General features: G+C 64.8%; 14 protein-coding genes. 10 read left to right on the forward strand and 4 right to left on the reverse strand.

The genetic code is table 11. The annotated features are described in order from the left end of the window. Positions 1-97: 97 nt before the first annotated feature. The 4 genes from AUC69_RS11625 to hflX all read left to right on the forward strand — a co-directional run bounded on the left by AUC69_RS11625 (position 98) and on the right by hflX (position 5635). Positions 98-2413 carry a sensor histidine kinase NtrY-like gene (locus AUC69_RS11625; protein WP_069442303.1) on the forward strand — a complete coding sequence of 772 codons (2316 nt, stop codon included), beginning with the start codon at positions 98-100 and terminating at the stop codon, positions 2411-2413. Beyond that, a complete protein-coding gene (gene ntrX, locus AUC69_RS11630; protein WP_069442304.1) occupies positions 2403-3800 on the forward strand; it encodes a nitrogen assimilation response regulator NtrX in 1398 nt (465 codons plus the stop codon). The genes AUC69_RS11625 and ntrX overlap by 11 nt, the downstream gene beginning before the upstream one ends. 173 nt (positions 3801-3973) lie before the next feature. Beyond that, a complete protein-coding gene (gene hfq / locus AUC69_RS11635; RefSeq protein ID WP_069442305.1) occupies positions 3974-4228 on the forward strand; it encodes an RNA chaperone Hfq in 255 nt (84 codons plus the stop codon). A gap of 84 nt (positions 4229-4312) precedes the next feature. Further along, entirely contained in the window at positions 4313-5635 is a 1323-nt protein-coding gene (gene hflX, locus AUC69_RS11640; RefSeq protein WP_425283533.1) for a GTPase HflX, read from the forward strand. 26 nt (positions 5636-5661) lie between these two features. On the opposite strand, the gene mazG is transcribed toward hflX, so the two are convergent. Together mazG and AUC69_RS11650 are read right to left on the reverse strand one after the other, a co-directional pair. After that, entirely contained in the window at positions 5662-6486 is an 825-nt protein-coding gene (gene mazG / locus AUC69_RS11645; RefSeq protein ID WP_069442306.1) for a nucleoside triphosphate pyrophosphohydrolase, read from the reverse strand. 206 nt (positions 6487-6692) lie between these two features. After that, a complete protein-coding gene (locus AUC69_RS11650; RefSeq protein WP_244500229.1) occupies positions 6693-8195 on the reverse strand; it encodes a leucyl aminopeptidase in 1503 nt (500 codons plus the stop codon). Between the two features lie 288 nt (positions 8196-8483). On the opposite strand from AUC69_RS11650, the gene lptF reads away from it, so the two are divergent. From lptF to rsmA, 6 genes are read left to right on the forward strand one after another with little or no spacing between them, the layout of a single operon-like run. Beyond that, positions 8484-9665 (forward strand): LPS export ABC transporter permease LptF, encoded by a 1182-nt coding sequence (gene lptF / locus AUC69_RS11655; RefSeq protein WP_069442307.1) that lies wholly within the window; start codon positions 8484-8486, stop codon positions 9663-9665. Between the two features lie 8 nt (positions 9666-9673). Further along, a complete protein-coding gene (lptG, locus tag AUC69_RS11660) occupies positions 9674-10783 on the forward strand; it encodes an LPS export ABC transporter permease LptG (protein WP_069442308.1) in 1110 nt (369 codons plus the stop codon). Next, positions 10780-13167: an LPS-assembly protein LptD gene (locus AUC69_RS11665; RefSeq protein ID WP_083239381.1), complete on the forward strand. Its 2388-nt coding sequence runs from the start codon at positions 10780-10782 to the stop codon at positions 13165-13167. The genes lptG and AUC69_RS11665 overlap by 4 nt, the downstream gene beginning before the upstream one ends. After that, positions 13160-14110: a peptidylprolyl isomerase gene (locus AUC69_RS11670; protein ID WP_083239382.1), complete on the forward strand. Its 951-nt coding sequence runs from the start codon at positions 13160-13162 to the stop codon at positions 14108-14110. Before AUC69_RS11665 ends, AUC69_RS11670 begins: the two co-directional genes overlap by 8 nt. 46 nt (positions 14111-14156) lie before the next feature. Beyond that, positions 14157-15167: a 4-hydroxythreonine-4-phosphate dehydrogenase PdxA gene (pdxA, locus tag AUC69_RS11675; RefSeq protein WP_244500231.1), complete on the forward strand. Its 1011-nt coding sequence runs from the start codon at positions 14157-14159 to the stop codon at positions 15165-15167. Between the two features lie 3 nt (positions 15168-15170). Continuing rightward, the gene (rsmA, locus tag AUC69_RS11680; protein ID WP_069442310.1) at positions 15171-16028 is read left to right on the forward strand and encodes a 16S rRNA (adenine(1518)-N(6)/adenine(1519)-N(6))-dimethyltransferase RsmA; all 858 of its coding nucleotides are present in this window, start codon (positions 15171-15173) and stop codon (positions 16026-16028) included. Here the strand turns inward: rsmA and gmk are convergent. Further along, on the reverse strand, positions 16025-16630 hold the full coding sequence (gene gmk / locus AUC69_RS11685) for a guanylate kinase (RefSeq protein WP_069442311.1): 606 nt from the start codon (positions 16628-16630) through the stop codon (positions 16025-16027). The two genes, rsmA and gmk, sit on opposite strands and share 4 nt — an antisense overlap. Before the next feature lie 34 nt (positions 16631-16664). After that, entirely contained in the window at positions 16665-17552 is an 888-nt protein-coding gene (locus AUC69_RS11690; RefSeq protein WP_069442312.1) for a YicC/YloC family endoribonuclease, read from the reverse strand. Positions 17553-17633 lie beyond the last annotated feature (81 nt).

Here is a 17633-nt window from a genome sequence, read left to right on the forward strand (position 1 = left end):
ACCGGCGGAAATCCGGCCATCCATGGGGGAAGCCAGGGGAAAGCGGTTGCGCAGCGTCTTCCAAACCTCGCAAGACCCAGGAAACACTAAGGGAATCTTGCGTCCGACCGCCGCGACCATCGGGTCCGGCGAGGGCGCGGAGCAGCTTCCGCCATCACGGGCCCGCCGGCGGCTTCCTTTCACGCTCGGCCTGATCACCATGGTGCTCGCGCTCTGCTCGGGCCTTGCCACCTATCTCATTCTCACCGGGCTGACGCCGATCGTCCCCAACCACACCGTGGTGGTGGGCGTGCTGCTGATCAACCTGGTGCTCGTCCTGGCGATGGTCCTGGTCATCGCTTGGCAGGTCTCGGGGCTGTGGCTCGCGCGGCGGCGCCACGTCGCCGGCGCACAGCTTCACGTGCGCATCGTCAGCCTGTTCAGCGTCATCGCCGTGGTCCCGGCGATCCTGCTCGCGGTTTTCGCCAGCGTGTCGCTGGACCGTGGCCTCGACCACTGGTTCTCGGTCCGCACCAAGTCGATCATCCAGAATTCGATCGACGTGGCCACCGCCTATCTCCAAGAGCACGGGCAGGTGATCCGCGCCGATACCGTGGGCATGGCCAAGGACATCGACGAGGCGGTCAAGCTGGTGCAGTCGCGGCCGCAAGGCTTCGGCAATTTTCTCACCGCCCAGGCCGCCATCCGCGCGCTGCCCATCGCCTATTTGATCGACGGCAACGGCAAGATGCTGGCGACGGCCGCCTCCGTGCCTGATTTCCCGTTCCGCGCTCCGCCGAAGGAAGCCATGGGGCTGGCCAAGAAGGGGCAGGTGATCGTCATCGCTCCCGGCCAGACCAGCATGGTCGGCGCCATCAAGAGCCTGGAGAATTTCAACGACACCTATCTCTACGTCATCCGCCCGGTAAACGCGCGCGTGCTCCAACAATTGCGCGCCACCCGCGCCAACGTCGCCGAGTATCAATTGCTCGAGCAGCGGCGTGCCGGCGTGCAGGTGGCGTTCGGCCTCATGTATGTGGCGATCGCGCTGACGCTGCTGTTGTCGGCCATCTGGATCGGCATGTGGTTCGCCAATCGTTTGGTCGCGCCGATCGGCCAGCTCATGGGGGCCGCCGAGGAGATCAGCCAAGGCAATCTCGATGTCGAGGTCGACGTCGACCCGGCCGACGGCGACCTGGCGACACTCGGAACCACGTTCAACACCATGACCTCGGAGCTAAAGAGCCAGCGCGACGAACTGGTCGGCGCCAACTCGACGCTCGACGAGCGCAACCGCTTCATGGAGGCGGTCCTGTCCGGCGTGACCGCGGGCGTCGTCGGTGTCGACGCCGACGGCACGGTCAATCTGGTCAATCGCTCGGCCAAGACGTTGCTCGGCGTGAAGGAAGAGAAGCTCACCGGCAAGAAGCTGTCCGACGCCGTGCCGGAATTCGGGCCGCATCTGAAACGCGCCAAGAAGCAGGGCAAGCGGCTGGCCACGGACCAGGTCACGCTGCGCCGTGGCGGATCGGAGCGCAATTTCGCCGTCCGCGTCACGAGCGAAGGCGCGGGCAAAGGCTATGTGGTGACCTTCGACGACATCACCGAACTGGTCAGCGCTCAGCGCTCGACCGCTTGGGCGGACATCGCCCGGCGCATCGCCCACGAGATCAAAAACCCGCTGACCCCGATCCAGCTTTCGGCGGAGCGTATCCGCCGCAAATACGGCGACTCCATCACCAAGGACCGCGAGATCTTCGAGCAATGCACCGACACCATCATCCGCCAAGTGTCGGATATCGGCCGCATGGTCGACGAGTTCTCGGCGTTCGCGCGCATGCCGAAGCCGGTCATGGAGATGCATGACGTCCGCGAGATCGTGCGCGAGGCGGTCTTCTTGTTCCAGGTCAGCCGCCCGGACATCGAGTTCGAGCTCGATCTTCCCGAAAACCCGTCAAGACCATGTCGGACCAGCGCCTACTCACCCAAGCCGCCAATCTGGTCAAGAACGCCAGCGAAGGTATCGACACCGCCGTGGAGGCCGACCCGTCGCGCGCGGGCACCGGGCCATATCACCGCGAAGGTGGCAACCAAGGGCGACCATGTCCACATCACCATTATCGACAATGGCTGCGGCCTCCCGGAGGAGAACCGCGAGCGCCTTGTCGAGCCGTACATGACCACGCGCGTCAAAGGCACCGGACTTGGACTGGCTATCGTGCAGCGCATCACCGAGCAGCACGGCGGCAAACTACAACTCACCGATGCGCCCAAGCGCAACGGCAAGATCGAAGGGGCGTCAGTGCGAATGGACCTGCCGATTTTGGGACGCGAGGAACTGGAGGAGGGCGACGAGCCCACTCAAGTCTCAGCCGTCCATGCGAGCGGATCCGAGCCGGCCGAGGAGGAAGAGGGAGTAACCGATGGCGTCTGACATCCTAGTCGTCGATGACGAGGCCGATATTCGGGAGTTGATCTCGGGCATTCTCGAAGACGAGGGCCATGGCACCCGGCTTGCCAAGGACAGCGACGAGACATTGAAGCGAATCGAGGAGCGGCGGCCCTCGCTCGTCATCCTCGACATCTGGCTGCAAGGCTCGAAGCTCGACGGGCTCGACCTGCTCGACTGCATCAAGCAGGCGCACCCGGATCTACCGGTCATCATCATCAGCGGTCACGGCAATATCGAGACCGCGGTGGCCGCCATTCAACGCGGCGCCTACGACTATATCGAGAAGCCCTTCAAGGCGGACCGCCTGGTGCTCATCGTCACCCGCGCGCTTGAGGCCTCCCGGCTGAAGCGGGAGAACCGCGAGCTGCGCGAGCGCAGCACCTATTCCTTCGAGATGGTCGGCAAGTCCGCCGCCATCAATCAACTGCGCCAGCATATCGACAAGGTCGCTCCGACCAATAGCCGCGTGCTGATCACCGGCCCGTCGGGCTGCGGCAAGGAGCTCGCCGCGCGGGTCATGCACGCCAAGTCCGCGCGCGCCGACGGACCGTTCGTCGTCCTCACGGCCGCCGCCATGGTGCCCGACCGCATGGAGCTGGAGCTGTTCGGCACCGAGGAGGGGACCGGCTCGGGCCCCCGCAAGGTCGGCGCCCTTGAGGAAGCCCATGGCGGCACCCTCTATATCGACGAGATGGCCGACATGCCGCTCGAGACCCAGGCCAAGATCCTGCGCGTGCTCGTGGAGCAGCGCTTCCAGCGCCTCGGCGGCGGCCCCAAGGTCCATGTGGACGTGCGCGTCGTCTCGTCCACGAGCCACGATCTCCAGAAAGAGATCGCCGCGGGCCGCTTGCGCGAGGACCTCTATCACCGCCTGAACGTGGTGCCGATCCGTGTGCCCGGTCTCGTCGAGCGGCGCGAGGACGTGCCCGAGCTCGTCCGCTATTTCGTCCAGACCATCTCCGTCGCCTCCGGCCTGCCGCCCCGCCGCATCGGCGAGGACGCCATGGCCGTGCTCCAGTCCCACGAATGGCCTGGCAATGTCCGCCAGCTCCGCAACAACGTCGAACGCCTGATGATCCTGGTCGGCGGCGACGCGGACACGCTGGTGACCGCCGAAATGCTGCCCGATGAGATCATTTCGCCCGTGCCGCTTTCGACCAACGGGGCAGGCGGCGAGCATCTGATGTCGCTGCCTTTACGCGACGCGCGCGAGATCTTCGAGCGGGAATATCTCCTCGCCCAGGTCAACCGCTTCGGCGGCAATATCTCGCGCACGGCCGAATTCGTCGGCATGGAGCGCTCGGCCCTCCACCGGAAACTTCGGGCGCTGGGCGTCAATTCGCATGAAAGAAGCTCCGCCTTACGCTAGCATGATGGCGACTCGCTCCGCTTAGAGGGGGACACGCTGGCAAAAGCGATCCGCATCAGGGTACTTGCGGACTTGCCTTGCAATCGCGTCTAATGCACTGAGGTGGCCGGTTGGAGCGAATGTCCGGCGCCATCCAACAAGCGTAAGCGTGGACCAAAGGGACGGGGAAGCCCATGGCGACAGAACGCACGCAGAGCCTTCAAGACACGTTTCTCAATCATGTTCGCAAGAACAAGACGCCACTAACAATTTTTCTTGTAAATGGTGTGAAACTTCAAGGCGTTGTGACCTGGTTTGACAATTTCTGTGTTCTCTTGCGTCGGGACGGTCATTCGCAGCTCGTCTACAAGCACGCGATTTCGACCATCATGCCAGGCCAGCCGATCCAGCTTGCCGACATCACCGACGCGGAAGGTGCCGCTGAATAATTGCGTCCAACCGACCCCAAAGAGCTGAAGCGTAAAAAGGGGCGGGTGGCGCGCGAGAGGGAAGACGTGCGTCCCGAGGGACGCGTGAGCGCGATCGTATTCGTGCCCGTTCTCGACCAGAAACCGAGCAGAGACGCCCGGACGCGCGGCCACGAGCCCGTCTCGCGCCCGCCGCAGGCCCGCCTCGACGAGGCCGTCGGTCTTGCCTTCGCCATCCATCTCGACGTGGTGGCGAGCGGACTCGTGCCGGTCCCGCACCCCAAGCCGGCCACGCTGTTCGGCACCGGCAAGGTCGAGGAGCTGGCGGGCCTGGTCCGCGCCGAGGGCGCCGAGCTCGTCATCGTCGACCACCCGTTGACGCCCGTGCAGCAGCGCAATCTCGAGCGCGCATGGGACGCCAAGGTGCTCGACCGGACGGGGCTCATCCTGGAGATCTTCGGCGAGCGGGCGCGCACGCGGGAAGGGCGCTTGCAAGTCGAGCTCGCCCATCTCGTCTATCAGAAGAGCCGGCTCGTGCGCTCGTGGACGCATCTCGAGCGGCAACGCGGCGGCTTCGGCTTTCTCGGCGGTCCCGGCGAGACGCAGATCGAGACCGACCGCCGGCTGCTCAGCGAGCGCATCATCGTCATCCGCAAAGAGCTCGAGCAGGTCCGCCGCACGCGCGCCCTGCACCGCAAGTCGCGCCAGCGCGTGCCTTACCCAGCCGTGGCGCTCGTGGGCTACACCAATGCCGGCAAGTCGACCCTGTTCAATACGCTGACCGCGGCCGACGTGGTCGCCGAGGACATCCTGTTCGCGACCCTCGACCCCACCATCCGAGCGCTGCGGCTCCCCGGCGGCTCGAAAGCCGTGCTGTCCGATACCGTGGGCTTCATCTCCGACCTGCCGACCACGCTCGTCGCCGCCTTCCGCGCCACGCTGGAGGAGGTGCAGCAAGCCGACTTGATCCTGCATGTCCGCGACATCGCCGACGAGGCGACCGCCAGCCAGCGGGCCGACGTGAACGCCGTGCTCGCCGATCTCGGCATCGACGCGGACGCCGAGCCCGACCGGGCGCTGGAAGTGTGGAACAAAGCCGATCTTCTCGACGCCGCCGAACAGGGCAGCACCGCCAACGAAGCGGATCGCCACGACGCGGTTCTCGTGTCGGCCATCACCGGCGAGGGACTCGACGTCTTGCTCGCCGAGATCGAGCACAGGCTCAATCGCCGCCGCCAAACCGTGGAGATCACGCTGCAACCGCAAGAGGGCGCGTTGTCGAATTGGATCCACGAGAATTGCGAGGTGGTCACGCGAACCGCTCTCGGTGACGGCATGACATCGCTACGGGTACGCGTGGCCCCGGAGAAACGCGACAAGCTCGCGCGGCTCGCCGGCGCGGCAAGGCTCCAAGCCTCGACCGAGTAGCAAGCCGCGACAGAGCAGGGGGCCGCCTACTCTTTCCGCTCGGCGTCCTTGGCCGCGTCCCAGAGCCGATCCATCTCGTCGAGCGTGGACTCCTCGGGCGTGCGGCCATCTCTTGCGAGCGCCGCCTCGATGCTTTCGAACCGCCGCACGAATTTCGCGTTCGCGCTACGCAGTGCGGCTTCCGGATCGACGCCGAGATGTCGCGCCAAATTGGCCATGACGAACAGCAGGTCGCCGAACTCTTCCGCCACACGCGCCTTTGACCGCCCATCGCCATCCTCGGCGATCGCGTCTTTCAGCTCGGCGATCTCTTCCTCGGCCTTCTCGAGAACGGGAGCCAGATGTGGCCAATCGAACCCGACCTTGGCCGCGCGCTTTTGAAGTTTGACGGCGCGCGTCAGTCCGGGCAGCCCGACCGGAACGTCGTCGAGCGTCCCACCGCCACCATGCCCGCGCTCGGCTTTCTCCTCCGCCTTGATGCGGTCCCACAGATCCGTGGACATGAACTCGTCGCGGCGCGAGGCGTCCTCGAACACATGCGGATGCCGCCGGATCATCTTCCGCGTGATGGCGTCGACCACATCGGCAAAGCGGAACGTGCCGTCCTCCGACGCCATCTGCGCGTGATAGACGACCTGGAGGAGGAGATCGCCGAGCTCGTCCTTGAGGCCGTCCACATCGTTTCGCGCGATCGCGTCGGCGACCTCGTAAGCCTCTTCGATGGTGTAGGGCGCGATCGTCCCGAAGCTCTGCTTCACGTCCCACGGACAGCCGCCATCGGGATCGCGCAGACGCGCCATGACGGCCAGCAGGTCGTCGATATCGTGGGTCTTGGGCGTCTCGTCAGCCATCAGCCGCTCCGAAATCAGGCGCGGACAAACGCTGCGGCAGAAACCGAATAATTGTAGCTAAATCAGCGTGATAGCACGAATTCAGCATGATCCGGCCCCACATCCCCGATTCGCATAAGGTATATTATGGAAAATATATGAGATGGGGTGACTGAGCATGGACGGAGCGCGCCGCCACCCTTAACGGCGCTCGTAGTGATCCTTGATCAGCCGGTCGAGCAACCGCACGCCGAAGCCCGAACCCCAGCTCCGGTTGATGCGCTGTCGACCGACGACATGGCCGTGCCGGCGATGTCGAGATGCGCCCACGGCGTGCCTTCCTTGATGAAACGCTGGAGGAACTGCGCGGCGGAGATCGAGCCGCCCCACTTGCCGCCGGTGTTCTTGATGTCGGCAACCTTCGACTCGATCATCTTGTCGTATTTCGGCCCGAGCGGCAGCCGCCACAGCTGCTCCCCCGTCTCCTTGCCCGCGGCCGTCAGCCGCTCCGACAACTCGTCGTTGTTGCTAAACAGACCCGCGTGCTCCTTGCCAAGCGCCACCATGACGGCGCCGGTGAGCGTGGCGAGATTGATCACGGCCTTCGGCTTGAAGCGGTCCTGCGCGTACCAGAGACAATCGGCGAGCACCATGCGCCCCTCGGCGTCGGTGTGAGCACCTCGATCGTCGTCCCGACATGGCGGTGACGACGTCGCCGGGACGTGTGGCGCCGCCGCCCGGCATGTTCTCGACGTGCCGATGACGCCAACGGCGTTGACCTTGGCCTTGCGTTCGGCAAGCGCCTGCATGAGTCCGACGACGCACGCGGCACCCGCCATGTCGCCCTTCATCTCTTCCATGCCGCCGGCGGGCTTCAGGGAAATGCCGCCGGTGTCGAAGGTCACGCCCTTGCCGACGATGGCGATGGGCGCCCCGCCCTTCGGCCCGGCGCCCTTCCACTGCATCACCACGATGTGGCTGGGCTTGTCGCTGCCCTGGCCGACGGCGAGCAGCGAGCCCATGCCGAGCTTCTTCATCGCCGCCTCGCTCAGCACCTCGACCTGCACGCCGGCCTTGGTGAGCGCCTTGGCCCGCGTCGCGAACTCGCCCGGGCCGAGCACGTTGGCCGGCTCGTTCACCAGGTCGCGCGCCAGGGTTGCGCCGTCGACGATGGCGCGGTCCGGCGCGAAGACCTGTCCCGCCGCGCGCGGGTCGGCGCAATGCAAAACCATCTTCTTCAGCGACTTGGCACTGTCGCCGTTACCGTTGCCATTACCGTTCTTCTTCGCCGATTTGGATTTGTACTTGTCGAACTTGTAGCCCCGCAGTTGCGCCCCGAGCGCAAAGGCCGCGAGATCCGCCGTCGAGACATCGCCCTTCGCGGTCTCGAGATAGACATGGGCGGCGGCCCCTTCCCGGCCCGACAGAAGCCCGCGCACGGTGCCGCCGAGATTGAGCCAATCCTCATGACCGAACGATGCCGGCTTGCCGAGACCGACCACGCAAACGCGCGAGAATTTGAGACCTTGCGGCGCGAGCACGTCGACCGAGGACCCCTTCTTGCCTTTGAAGTCGGAGATGCGCGCGACCTTCGTCAGCAGGCCCTTGGTGGTCTTGTCGAGCGCCAGGGCCTGAGGCGTGAGCTTGGGTCCCTCCTCGGCGAAAACCACGGCGACACCGTCGCCGGCTGCGCTCTTGCTGGCAAAGGACAAAGCGGTCTGATCGGTCACGGCAAGCTCCATCGATGAGGCGCGCCATCCGGCCTCGAAAGGCCGACCAAAGCACGCCGGACAAGGAGCCGCCCGCGCGCCTCCTGGTGCAGTTTTGCAACAGCGGCAGGGAATATGATCGACCTACGTAAGTCTTGCGTGAGGGAAAGGCAAGCCATTCCAAATGGCCGAAATTCCGCCATCTTGGACTGGTGGGAATGATGTTTGGTACCAGCCGTTTGAGGCCCCTCCGGGGAGCGCTCGCGGGGGGAACGGCAAAAGGGCCACACGGGGGACGTCGAAACGGTCATGTCGCTCTTCAACCGCTACATGTTTCGGCAGGTTTCGAACGCCTTCCTCGTCATTCTGCTCACCCTGACCTCCGTCGTCTGGCTTGCTACAGCCTTGAAAGAGCTGGATCTTATCACCTCGCAAGGCCAGGGACTGTGGCTGTTCATGCAGATGACCGCCCTCAGCCTGCCGAGCCTCGTCGCCCTGATCGCCCCCAATGCCGTGCTCATGGCGGTGCTCTACACCCTCGACCGCATGAACGGCGACAGCGAGCTGATCGTCATGACCGCCGCAGGCGCGCCCGTTTGGCGCATCGGCATCTCCCTGGTGGTGCTGGCGTCCATCGTCAGCGGCGCGATTCTCTTCGCCAACGTGGTCCTGAACCCGGCCTGCATGCGCGCCCTGCGCGGCCTGATCACCGAGGTCCGCGCCGACCTGATCTCGCAAGTCCTTCAGCCAGGCCGTTTTTCCAGCGCCGAGACGGGTCTGACCTTCCATATCCGCGACCGCAGCCCGTCCGGCGAGTTGCTCGGACTTCTCGTCCATGACGAGCGCGACCCCAAGCAGGTGATGAGTTTTCTGGCCGAGCGGGGGCGCATCCTCAGCAACGACCAGGGCTCCTATCTCGTCATGTTCGACGGCTACGTCCACCGCTTCAACACGGAAGATAAGAACAAAGCCGTACAAATCGTGGCCTTCGATCAGAACATGCTCGACCTATCGGAGTTTGGCTCAAAGGATAGCGGAAGTAAAGAATTGAGAGCGCGGGAGCGTTCTATTGGAGAACTTCTGTTCCCCGCCCCGGAAGACAAGAGGGCCAACCAGAATTATGGCCAACTGCGCTCGGAACTACACGAACGCCTCACCACCCCGCTCTACCCCATCGTTTTCGTGTTTGTCGCCATTGCCTTGATGGCTCACGCGCGCACCACCAGAGAGAACCGCTGGGGCCAGATTCTGGCCGCCTTCGGCATCGCGCTAGGCCTTAGAATGGCAGGGCTTGCGGCCGGTAATCTGGTCGCCTTGAGTGCGTGGGCCGTGCTGCTGGTGTATGCTATTCCGGTGGGGGCGATTCTCGTTGCGGCATGGACGGCGCACGTTAGAATGTCGCCAGAACTGCGGGCCAAGCTGAACTTCGAGCTCAAGTTTCAGCCAAAAAACATAAAGTTTTGGACCGCTAGAGGGATGCAGACGGAGTGAGAGCGCAGATGCGTGGCATCAGTGCAGGGGGAACTCTTGCGCGGTATTTTTCAGCGCGATTCCTCGCCGCTATGGTGGCGATGTTCGCGATCTGCTGCGTGCTGATCTTCTTCGTCGATTTCATCGAGATGCTGCGCCGGGCGGGTAATTTCTCCGGCGAGGTTCCAGGTTTCCTTCTCGCGTGGATGACGATCTTGCGGCTGCCCTCGTTCTCGGAGCTCACCCTGCCCTTCGCGGTGCTCATCGGCACGATCGCGATCTTCCTCATGTTGAGCCGCTCGTCGGAACTCGTCGTGTTGCGCGCGGCCGGCGTATCGGTGTGGCAGTTCACGCTGCCGGCGATGATCGTCGCCTTCGTGCTCGGGGTGATCTTCGTGGTCGCCTACAATCCGATCGCCGCGGTGGCGCGTGGCGAGGCGGAGCGCTTGTACGCATCCGCTTTCGGCAAGGACGAATCCCTGCTCAAGACCAGTAAGAAGGCCGGCGCTTGGCTGCGCGAGGACGGGGCCGACGGACCGTCGGTAGTGCATGCGCTCGAGGTGCTGAACCAAGGTCTCGAGCTAAACGGCGTCACCGTGTTCCAGTACGACGCCAAGCACTCCCTGACCGAGCGGGTCGAGGCCAAGCGCGCCGTGCTCAAGGATGGACGCTGGGAGCTTCAGGACGCCTGGGTGAGCGCCGTCGGGCAAGAGCCCGCGTTCTACACGCGCTACATGCTCAGCACCTATCTGACCCCGACCCAGGTGCGCGACACGCTCGGCACCGTGTTCTCGATCTCGTTCTGGGATCTGCCGAACTTCATCCAGATCGCCGAGCGCGCGGGCCTGCCCGCGACCCAGTACCGCGTGCAGTATCATCTGCTGCTGTCGCGGCCGTTCCTGCTCGTCACCATGGTTCTCATCGCCGCGACCTGTTCCCTCAAGGGCTTCCGGTTCGGCAACGTTCAGATCAACGCAATCTTCGGACTCGCTGCCGGCTTCGGCTTTTTCGTGTTCTCGGAGATCTCGCGAAACTTCGCCATGGCGGGCCTGACGTCCGCTGCGGCTGCGGCCTGGATTCCGGTGATCGTCGCGGCATCGCTCGCACTCACCGTGCTCTTGTACAAAGAGGACGGATGATGGCGCGGGCAGCAACAATCCTGCTTTCGATGTGCCGGGCGCTGCCCGGCTTCGCCGCGTCTTATGGGCGTGCGTTTGCGCGCAACCGCGGCGTCGTGCTGGCGGGTGTTCTCGCCGCCTTCGCCGTGCTTTTGGCGCCCACACACGAGGCCTTCGCCCAAGCACAGACGGGCCTTGAGCAGATCATCGAGCCGCCGCAAATGGGCTCCGCCGAGCCCATGCTGCTGCAGGCCGATGAGATGATCTACGAGAACGACAACGCCACGATCCGCGCCAAGGGCAATGTCGAGATCTATTACGGCAACTACACCCTGCTTGCCGACAGCGTGGTCTATAACCGCAATTCGAATACGCTGGCCGCCGAGGGCAATGTCCGCATGAAGGACCCCGACGGCGCCGTCATCACCGCCGACCAGCTCACCCTGACCGACGACTTCCGCGACGGCTTTGTCGACGCCCTGAAGCTCGTCACCAAGGACGAAACACGCATCGTCGCTCAGTCTGCATCCCGCGAGGCCGGCAACGTCACCGTGTTCCGCAAGGGTTGGTTCACGCCTTGTAAGCTCTGCGAGGAAGACCCGACCAAGCCGCCGACCTGGCGTATCCGCGCCGGCAAGATCACGCACAAGCGCGACCAGGCCACCATCACCTACAAGGATGCGGCCTTTGACTTCTTCGGCGTGCCGGTGCTGTGGGTGCCCTACTTCCAGACCGCCGATCCGACGGTGAAGCGGAAGTCAGGGTTCCTCATGCCGAGCTACAGCCACTCCGACGAGCTCGGCAGCACGGTTCAGGTCCCCTACTATTTCGCCCTGTCCGATCACTACGACTTCACCTTCGCGCCCATGTGGACCGAGAAGGCGGGAACGTTGCTACTCGGCGACTGGCGGCAGCGCACCGCATCCGGCGGCTATCGCATCGAGATGGCCGGCGTGTTCGACAATCCCGACGATCCGCTCAGCCCGGCCGACCAGGACTTCCGCGGCAGCATCAAGACCCAAGGCAAGTTCGCCCTCGACCCCTATTACTCCTGGGGCTGGGACATTCTCGCCGAAACCGACGAGACCTTCCGCCGGTTCTATAATCTGGACTCGCGCCTGAAGACCGACCGCGTCTCCCAGGTCTACCTGGAGGGACTGCATGACCGGAATTACATCTCGACGCGCTTCTACAACACGCAGAGCCTGCTGTTCCAAGACGAGGATTTCTCCGAGGCGACCGTCTACCCGATCATCGACTATGACTACATCGTCGGGACGCCGGTCATCGGCGGCGAGCTGAGCTTCAACTCCAACGCCATGGTGTTCTCCAGCGAGGACGGCACGGACTCCAATCGCCTCATCGTGGAAGCCAATTGGCGGCGGAAGCTGATCGATCCGATCGGTCAGGTGTTTACGCCGTTCGGCCGTCTGCGCGGCGATGTCTACGGCATCGACCAGCCGGCGGAACTCGATTTGACCGGCAGCGATGACATCATGAGCGAGGACCCCGAGGACGGCGCCATCTGGCGCGGCAACGCCGTGGCCGGCCTCGACTATCGCTATCCGTTCATCACCACGACCGGCTCCGTGACGCATACCGTGGAGCCCATCGGTCAGATCATCGCCCGGCCTGACACGCTCGGCGATCAGCAGGACATTCCCAACGAAGACGCGTTGAGCCTCGTTTTCGACGACACGCTGCTGTTCGATATCGACAAGTTCTCGGGCTATGACCGTATCGAGACCGGCACACGCGCCAACTACGGCTTCGGCTACACGGCGCAGTTCGCATCGGGCGCGTATCTGCGCGCCGTCGCCGGCCAGAGCTATCAGATCGGCGGACAGAACGAGTTCGACACGGCGTTCTACCAGACGAGCGGCCTCGCCACCGACGCGTCGGACTACGTCACCGGCGTGTACTTCCAGGCCACGCGGAATATTTCATTCTCGGCGCAACAGCGCTTCGATCAGGACGACCTCACCGTCCAGCGCACGGATCTCGGCTCGTGGATGCGCTACGGACCGCTGCAGGCGCGCGTGAACTACGCCGACGTTCCCGGCAATCTTCCCACCGCCGCGCCCGCCGGCATCGTCCCCGAGGCCGACAGCGAAGAGATCTTGGCGGCCGGCGCGCTCGCCATCACCGAGGATTGGTCCCTGCTCGCGAACATGCGCTACGACATCCAGGAAGATCAAACGATCACCGACGGTCTGGGCCTGCGCTATCAGGACGACTGCTTCATGATGGACGTGACCTATCAGCGGTCCTTCATCCGCGATCAGGACATCGAGCCGGATGAGCGCTTCCTCGTGAACTTCGCCCTGAAATATCTCGGCGCCTATACCATGTCGACCAGCGCCTTTGGCGGGTTCGGGGCCGACGGGTCGGACAGCAATGACTAGGACAGTCTTCCGCTTGGTGCGCGGCTTTGGAGCGCTCGCCGCGCTGCTTCTCGTCGTGCTCGGCTCGGGTCTCGCCCTCACGCAGGAGACCTCAATCAAGGTTCTGGTCAACGACAACCCGATCTCCGACTACGATATCGAGCAGCGCCAGCGCTTCCTCTCCATCACCACCCAGGAGAAGCCCGGTCCGGAGCTGAAGAAGAAGGCGACGGACATGCTCATCGACGAGCGTCTCCAGATTCTCGAGGGGCAGAAGCTGGGCTCCACGCCCGACGAGGATGAGGTCACCAAGATCCTCGAGAACATGGCGCAGAAGAACAATCTCGATGTCGCCGGGTTGACCACGGCGCTGGGACGCGCCGGCGTCAACATCAGGACGCTGAAGGATCGCATCCGCGCGCAACTCGTGTGGCAGGACGTGGTGCGGAAAAAATTCCGCCGCGAGATCCAGATCGGCGATGTCGACGTGGATCGGGCGCTGTCGGATTCCGACGAAGCCGGTGGTGGCGGGGAATCCCAGACCACCCTGCAGCTCCGCCAGGTCAAGTTCTCGATGGCGAGCAACGCCGATCAAAGAACCATTGCCGCGAAGATCGCGGCGGCGGAAGCGCTGCGCGCCCGGTTCAGCAATTGCGCCAATGTCACCGAGCTGGCCAAGGCGACCGCCGGCGCGACCGTCAAGACCCTCCAAGATCAGCAGACCTCGACCCTGACCCAGCCGGCCCGGCTGCTCGTCATGAACGCCAAGGTCGGACAAATGACGCCGCCATCCATCTCGCCCTCCGGCGTCGAGCTTTACGCGGTGTGCGGCAAGGTCTCTACCAAGGGCGACACCAAGGTGCGCGAGGCCACGCAGCGCAAGCTGCTGAACGACGAGATGATGATCCGCGCCGAGCGGCTGTTGCGCGATCTCCGCCAGGACGCCTTCATCGAATACCGCTGACGCCATCGTTTCGCGCCAGCCCCCTTCATGCTAGGCCCTGTGGCCCATGGCCGCCGATACACCCCTTGCCCTCACCCTTGGCGACCCCGCCGGGATCGGGCCCGACATCACGCTTCTCGCCTTTGCCGCGCGAAGCGTTGAGCCTATTCCGCCTTTCGTGCTCCTCGGCGACGAGGGCGTCCTTGCCGCCCGCGCCGAGGCGCTTGGGCTCTCCGTTCCCATCGCCACTGTCGCCACGCCGCGCGAGGCGCTCGATGTCTTCGCCGAGGCCTTGCCGGTGCTGCCGGTCGCCGTCCCCGGTCCGGTCGTCGCCGGACGTCCCGACGTGGCTGCCGCGCCGGCGGTGAAGCAGTCCATCGAGATGGCCGTGGACCTGGTGCGCCGGGGCGAGCGCGCGCGCCGTCGTCACCAACCCAATCGCCAAGTCCCTGCTTTATCAGGCCGGCTTCACCTTTCCCGGCCACACGGAATATCTGGCGGCTCTCGCCGCCGAGGGACCGGCGCCGCTCCGGTGATGATGCTGGTGGCGGGCCCCTTCAAGGCGGTGCCGGTGACGATCCATATTCCGCTTAAAGAGGTCCCGGCCCAACTCACCGCGGACCTTCTTCTGGCGACCATCAGGACGACGGACCAGGATCTTCGCCGCTATTTCGGCTTCCTCCAGCCGCGTCTCGCCGTGAGCGGCCTCAACCCCCATGCCGGGGAAGACGGCAGCCTGGGCCGCGAGGAGATCGAGATCATCGCGCCGGCCATTGAAGCCGCAAAGGCCGAAGGGATCGACGTCAAAGGTCCCTACCCGGCCGACACCATGTTTCATACGGCCGCGCGCGAGACCTACGACACGGCGCTGTGCATGTATCACGACCAAGCGCTCGTACCGTTCAAGACGCTCGCCTTCGAGGAGGGCGTCAATGTCACCCTCGGGCTGCCCTTCGTGCGCACCTCGCCGGATCACGGCACCGCTTTCGGCATCGCCGGGACCGGCAAGGCGAATCCCAAGAGCCTCGTCGAGGCGCTCCGCCTGGCCGATGCCATGAGCCGCTCGGCCGAGGACTAGGCGATGGCCACCGACGACGGCCTGCCGCCCCTGCGCGACGTGATCCGTGCCTGCGGCCTCACGCCCAAGAAGAGTCTCGGTCAGAACTTCCTGCTCGATTTCAATCTGACCCGCCGCATCGCCCGGGCCGCCGGTCCCTTGGAAGGCGTCACCGTCGTCGAGGTCGGCCCCGGCCCCGGCGGTCTCACCCGTGCACTGTTTCTCGAAGGCGCAAGCCGGGTCGTCGTCATCGAGCGCGACGAGCGCTGCCTCGCCGCCTTGCACGACATCGCAGCGCTCTATCCCGGCCGTCTCGACATCGTCGCCGCCGACGCCCGGACGATCGACTACGGGTCGCTCGCGTTGCCCTCGCCCGCGCGCATCGTCGCCAACTTGCCCTACAGCGCGGCACGCCCGCTCTTCATCGGTTGGCTCAAGACCGAGCCCTGGCCGCCGTGGTTCGACCGCCTCGTTCTCATGTTTCAGCGCGAGGTCGCCGAGCGGATCGTCGCCATCCCGGGCAACAAGGACTATGGCCGCCTTGCCGTCCTGTCCCAGTGGCGGACCATGCCCCGCATCCTGTTCAACGTGCCGGCCGAGGCGTTCACGCCACGGCCGAAAGTCGATTCCGCGGTGGTCGAGCTCGTGCCGCGGCAAGCGCCGGAGCCCCCGTGCGATCCGAAGCAGCTGGAAAGGGTGACGGCCGCCGCCTTCGGTCAAAGGCGCAAGATGCTGCGCGCCAGCCTGCGTCAGATCACGCCGGACGCCGAACCCCTGCTCGAAGGGCTTGGCCTCGACCCGAAGGCACGCGCCGAGGAATTGCAGGTCGGCGATTTCTGCCGTATCGCCAATGCGCTCGAGGGTGCGCGGAAGCGCGGCTAGAGCTGTGCCAACAGGCTTTGCACGAAGCCTTTCAGCCCGGTGAACCGCGCCCGGCGCAAGCGCTCGGCGGCGAGAATGGCGCGCACCGCCTCGACCGACTTGTCCACGTCGAAATTCACCAGGACATAATCATATTCGACCCAGTGCTGGATCTCGTTGCTCGCGCCCCGCATGCGGCGAGCGACCACGTCCTCGGAATCTTGCGCTCTTGTTTTCAATCGGTCTTCGAGCGCGCCGGCCGACGGCGGCAACACGAACACCGACACCACGTCCTCGCCAGCGGCATCGCGCAAAGCCGCCGCGCCTTGCCAATCCACATCGAACAACACGTCGCGGCCTTGCGCCAGGGCCTGCTCGACCGGCGCCCGCGTCGTGCCGTAATAATTGTCGAACACCACCGCCCATTCCAGGAAGTCGCCCGCGTCGCGCATCTGGCTGAACGTGTCCTTGCCGACGAAATGATAGTCCTTGCCGTTGGTCTCACCCTTTCGCTTGGCGCGCGTGGTGTGGGAGATCGACGGCGCGATGCCCTCGTCCTCATCGAGAATGCGCCGGGCGATGGTCGTCTTGCCCGCGCCGGACGGCGACGACAGCACCAGCATCAGCCTCGGCGGGCGATCGTATCCATGACCGGCCTCATTCGATGTTCTGAACCTGCTCGCGCAATTGATCGATGACCGTCTTGAGCTCGAGCCCGATCCGGCTGATCTCGATATCGGCGGCCTTGGAGCAAATGGTGTTGGCCTCGCGATTGAATTCCTGCGCCAAGAACTCGAGCTTGCGCCCAGCCGGCTGGCCGCTGGCGATGAGTTCGTTGGCGGCCGCCACGTGAGCCCGCAAGCGGTCGAGCTCTTCTTGGATGTCCGCCTTGGCCGCGAGCAGCAAGGCTTCTTGATGAAGGCGCTCGGGCTCGAGCGTGGCGCCGGCCTCGCCGAGACGCGCGATCTGCTCGCGCAACCGCACGCTCAGCGCCTCCGGTTGGCGCGCCACGACCGCCACGGCGCGCGCCACGAGCCCATCGATGTCGGTGAGCTGCTGCTCGATGACGCGCTGAAGACGTTCACCCTCCCCCGCGCGCGCCACGATCAAGCCATCGAGCGCCGCGGCGAGGCCCGCTAGCAGCGCATGGCCGAGCGCCGCCTGTTGCTCCTCGGTCTCCTCGGGCTCGACCGTCTCCACCACCCCGCGCATGGCGAGCAGCGTGTCGAGGCGCGCGGGCTTGAGCTTGGTTAGACTCTTCGCCCGCTCCGCCACGGCGTGGGCTTGCGCAAGCGCCGGCTCGTTCAGCCTGATCTCCGTCTGGCCGCTCTCGCGCTTGACCGTGAGATTGATGGTGCAATTGCCACGCGCCAGCTTCTCCTGGCACAGGCCGCGCACGCTGGCCTCGAGGCGCTCGAGACCCGACGGCAGCCTGAAGCGAAGATCGAGCGATCGCCCGTTGACGCTCTTCACCTCCCAGAACCAAGCCGTATCGCCATGCACCCCGTCGCTGCGGGCGAAGCCGGTCATGCTTTTGAGGGTCATTGGCTTGTGCCTTGCGTTGGAAGCCTGCTGGGCGGCTTTATAGCCGAGTCGCGAGCCAAATCAGGCCCTAAGCCGACCAAA

It is taken from the genome of Methyloceanibacter superfactus (assembly GCF_001723305.1).
Classification (GTDB): domain Bacteria; phylum Pseudomonadota; class Alphaproteobacteria; order Rhizobiales; family Methyloligellaceae; genus Methyloceanibacter; species Methyloceanibacter superfactus.

Excerpts from the sequence above, each read along its gene's own strand:
- ntrX (WP_069442304.1), top strand. The coding sequence starts at position 2,403 with ATGGCGTCTGACATCCTAGTCGTCGATGACGAGGCCGATATTCGGGAG.
- hfq (WP_069442305.1), top strand. The coding sequence starts at position 3,974 with ATGGCGACAGAACGCACGCAGAGCCTTCAAGACACGTTTCTCAATCAT.
- mazG (WP_069442306.1), bottom strand. The coding sequence starts at position 6,486 with ATGGCTGACGAGACGCCCAAGACCCACGATATCGACGACCTGCTGGCC.
- lptF (WP_069442307.1), top strand. The coding sequence starts at position 8,484 with ATGTCGCTCTTCAACCGCTACATGTTTCGGCAGGTTTCGAACGCCTTC.
- lptG (WP_069442308.1), top strand. The coding sequence starts at position 9,674 with ATGCGTGGCATCAGTGCAGGGGGAACTCTTGCGCGGTATTTTTCAGCG.
- AUC69_RS11665 (WP_083239381.1), top strand. The coding sequence starts at position 10,780 with ATGATGGCGCGGGCAGCAACAATCCTGCTTTCGATGTGCCGGGCGCTG.
- AUC69_RS11670 (WP_083239382.1), top strand. The coding sequence starts at position 13,160 with ATGACTAGGACAGTCTTCCGCTTGGTGCGCGGCTTTGGAGCGCTCGCC.
- pdxA (WP_244500231.1), top strand. The coding sequence starts at position 14,157 with ATGGCCGCCGATACACCCCTTGCCCTCACCCTTGGCGACCCCGCCGGG.
- rsmA (WP_069442310.1), top strand. The coding sequence starts at position 15,171 with ATGGCCACCGACGACGGCCTGCCGCCCCTGCGCGACGTGATCCGTGCC.
- gmk (WP_069442311.1), bottom strand. The coding sequence starts at position 16,630 with ATGCTGGTGCTGTCGTCGCCGTCCGGCGCGGGCAAGACGACCATCGCC.
- AUC69_RS11690 (WP_069442312.1), bottom strand. The coding sequence starts at position 17,552 with ATGACCCTCAAAAGCATGACCGGCTTCGCCCGCAGCGACGGGGTGCAT.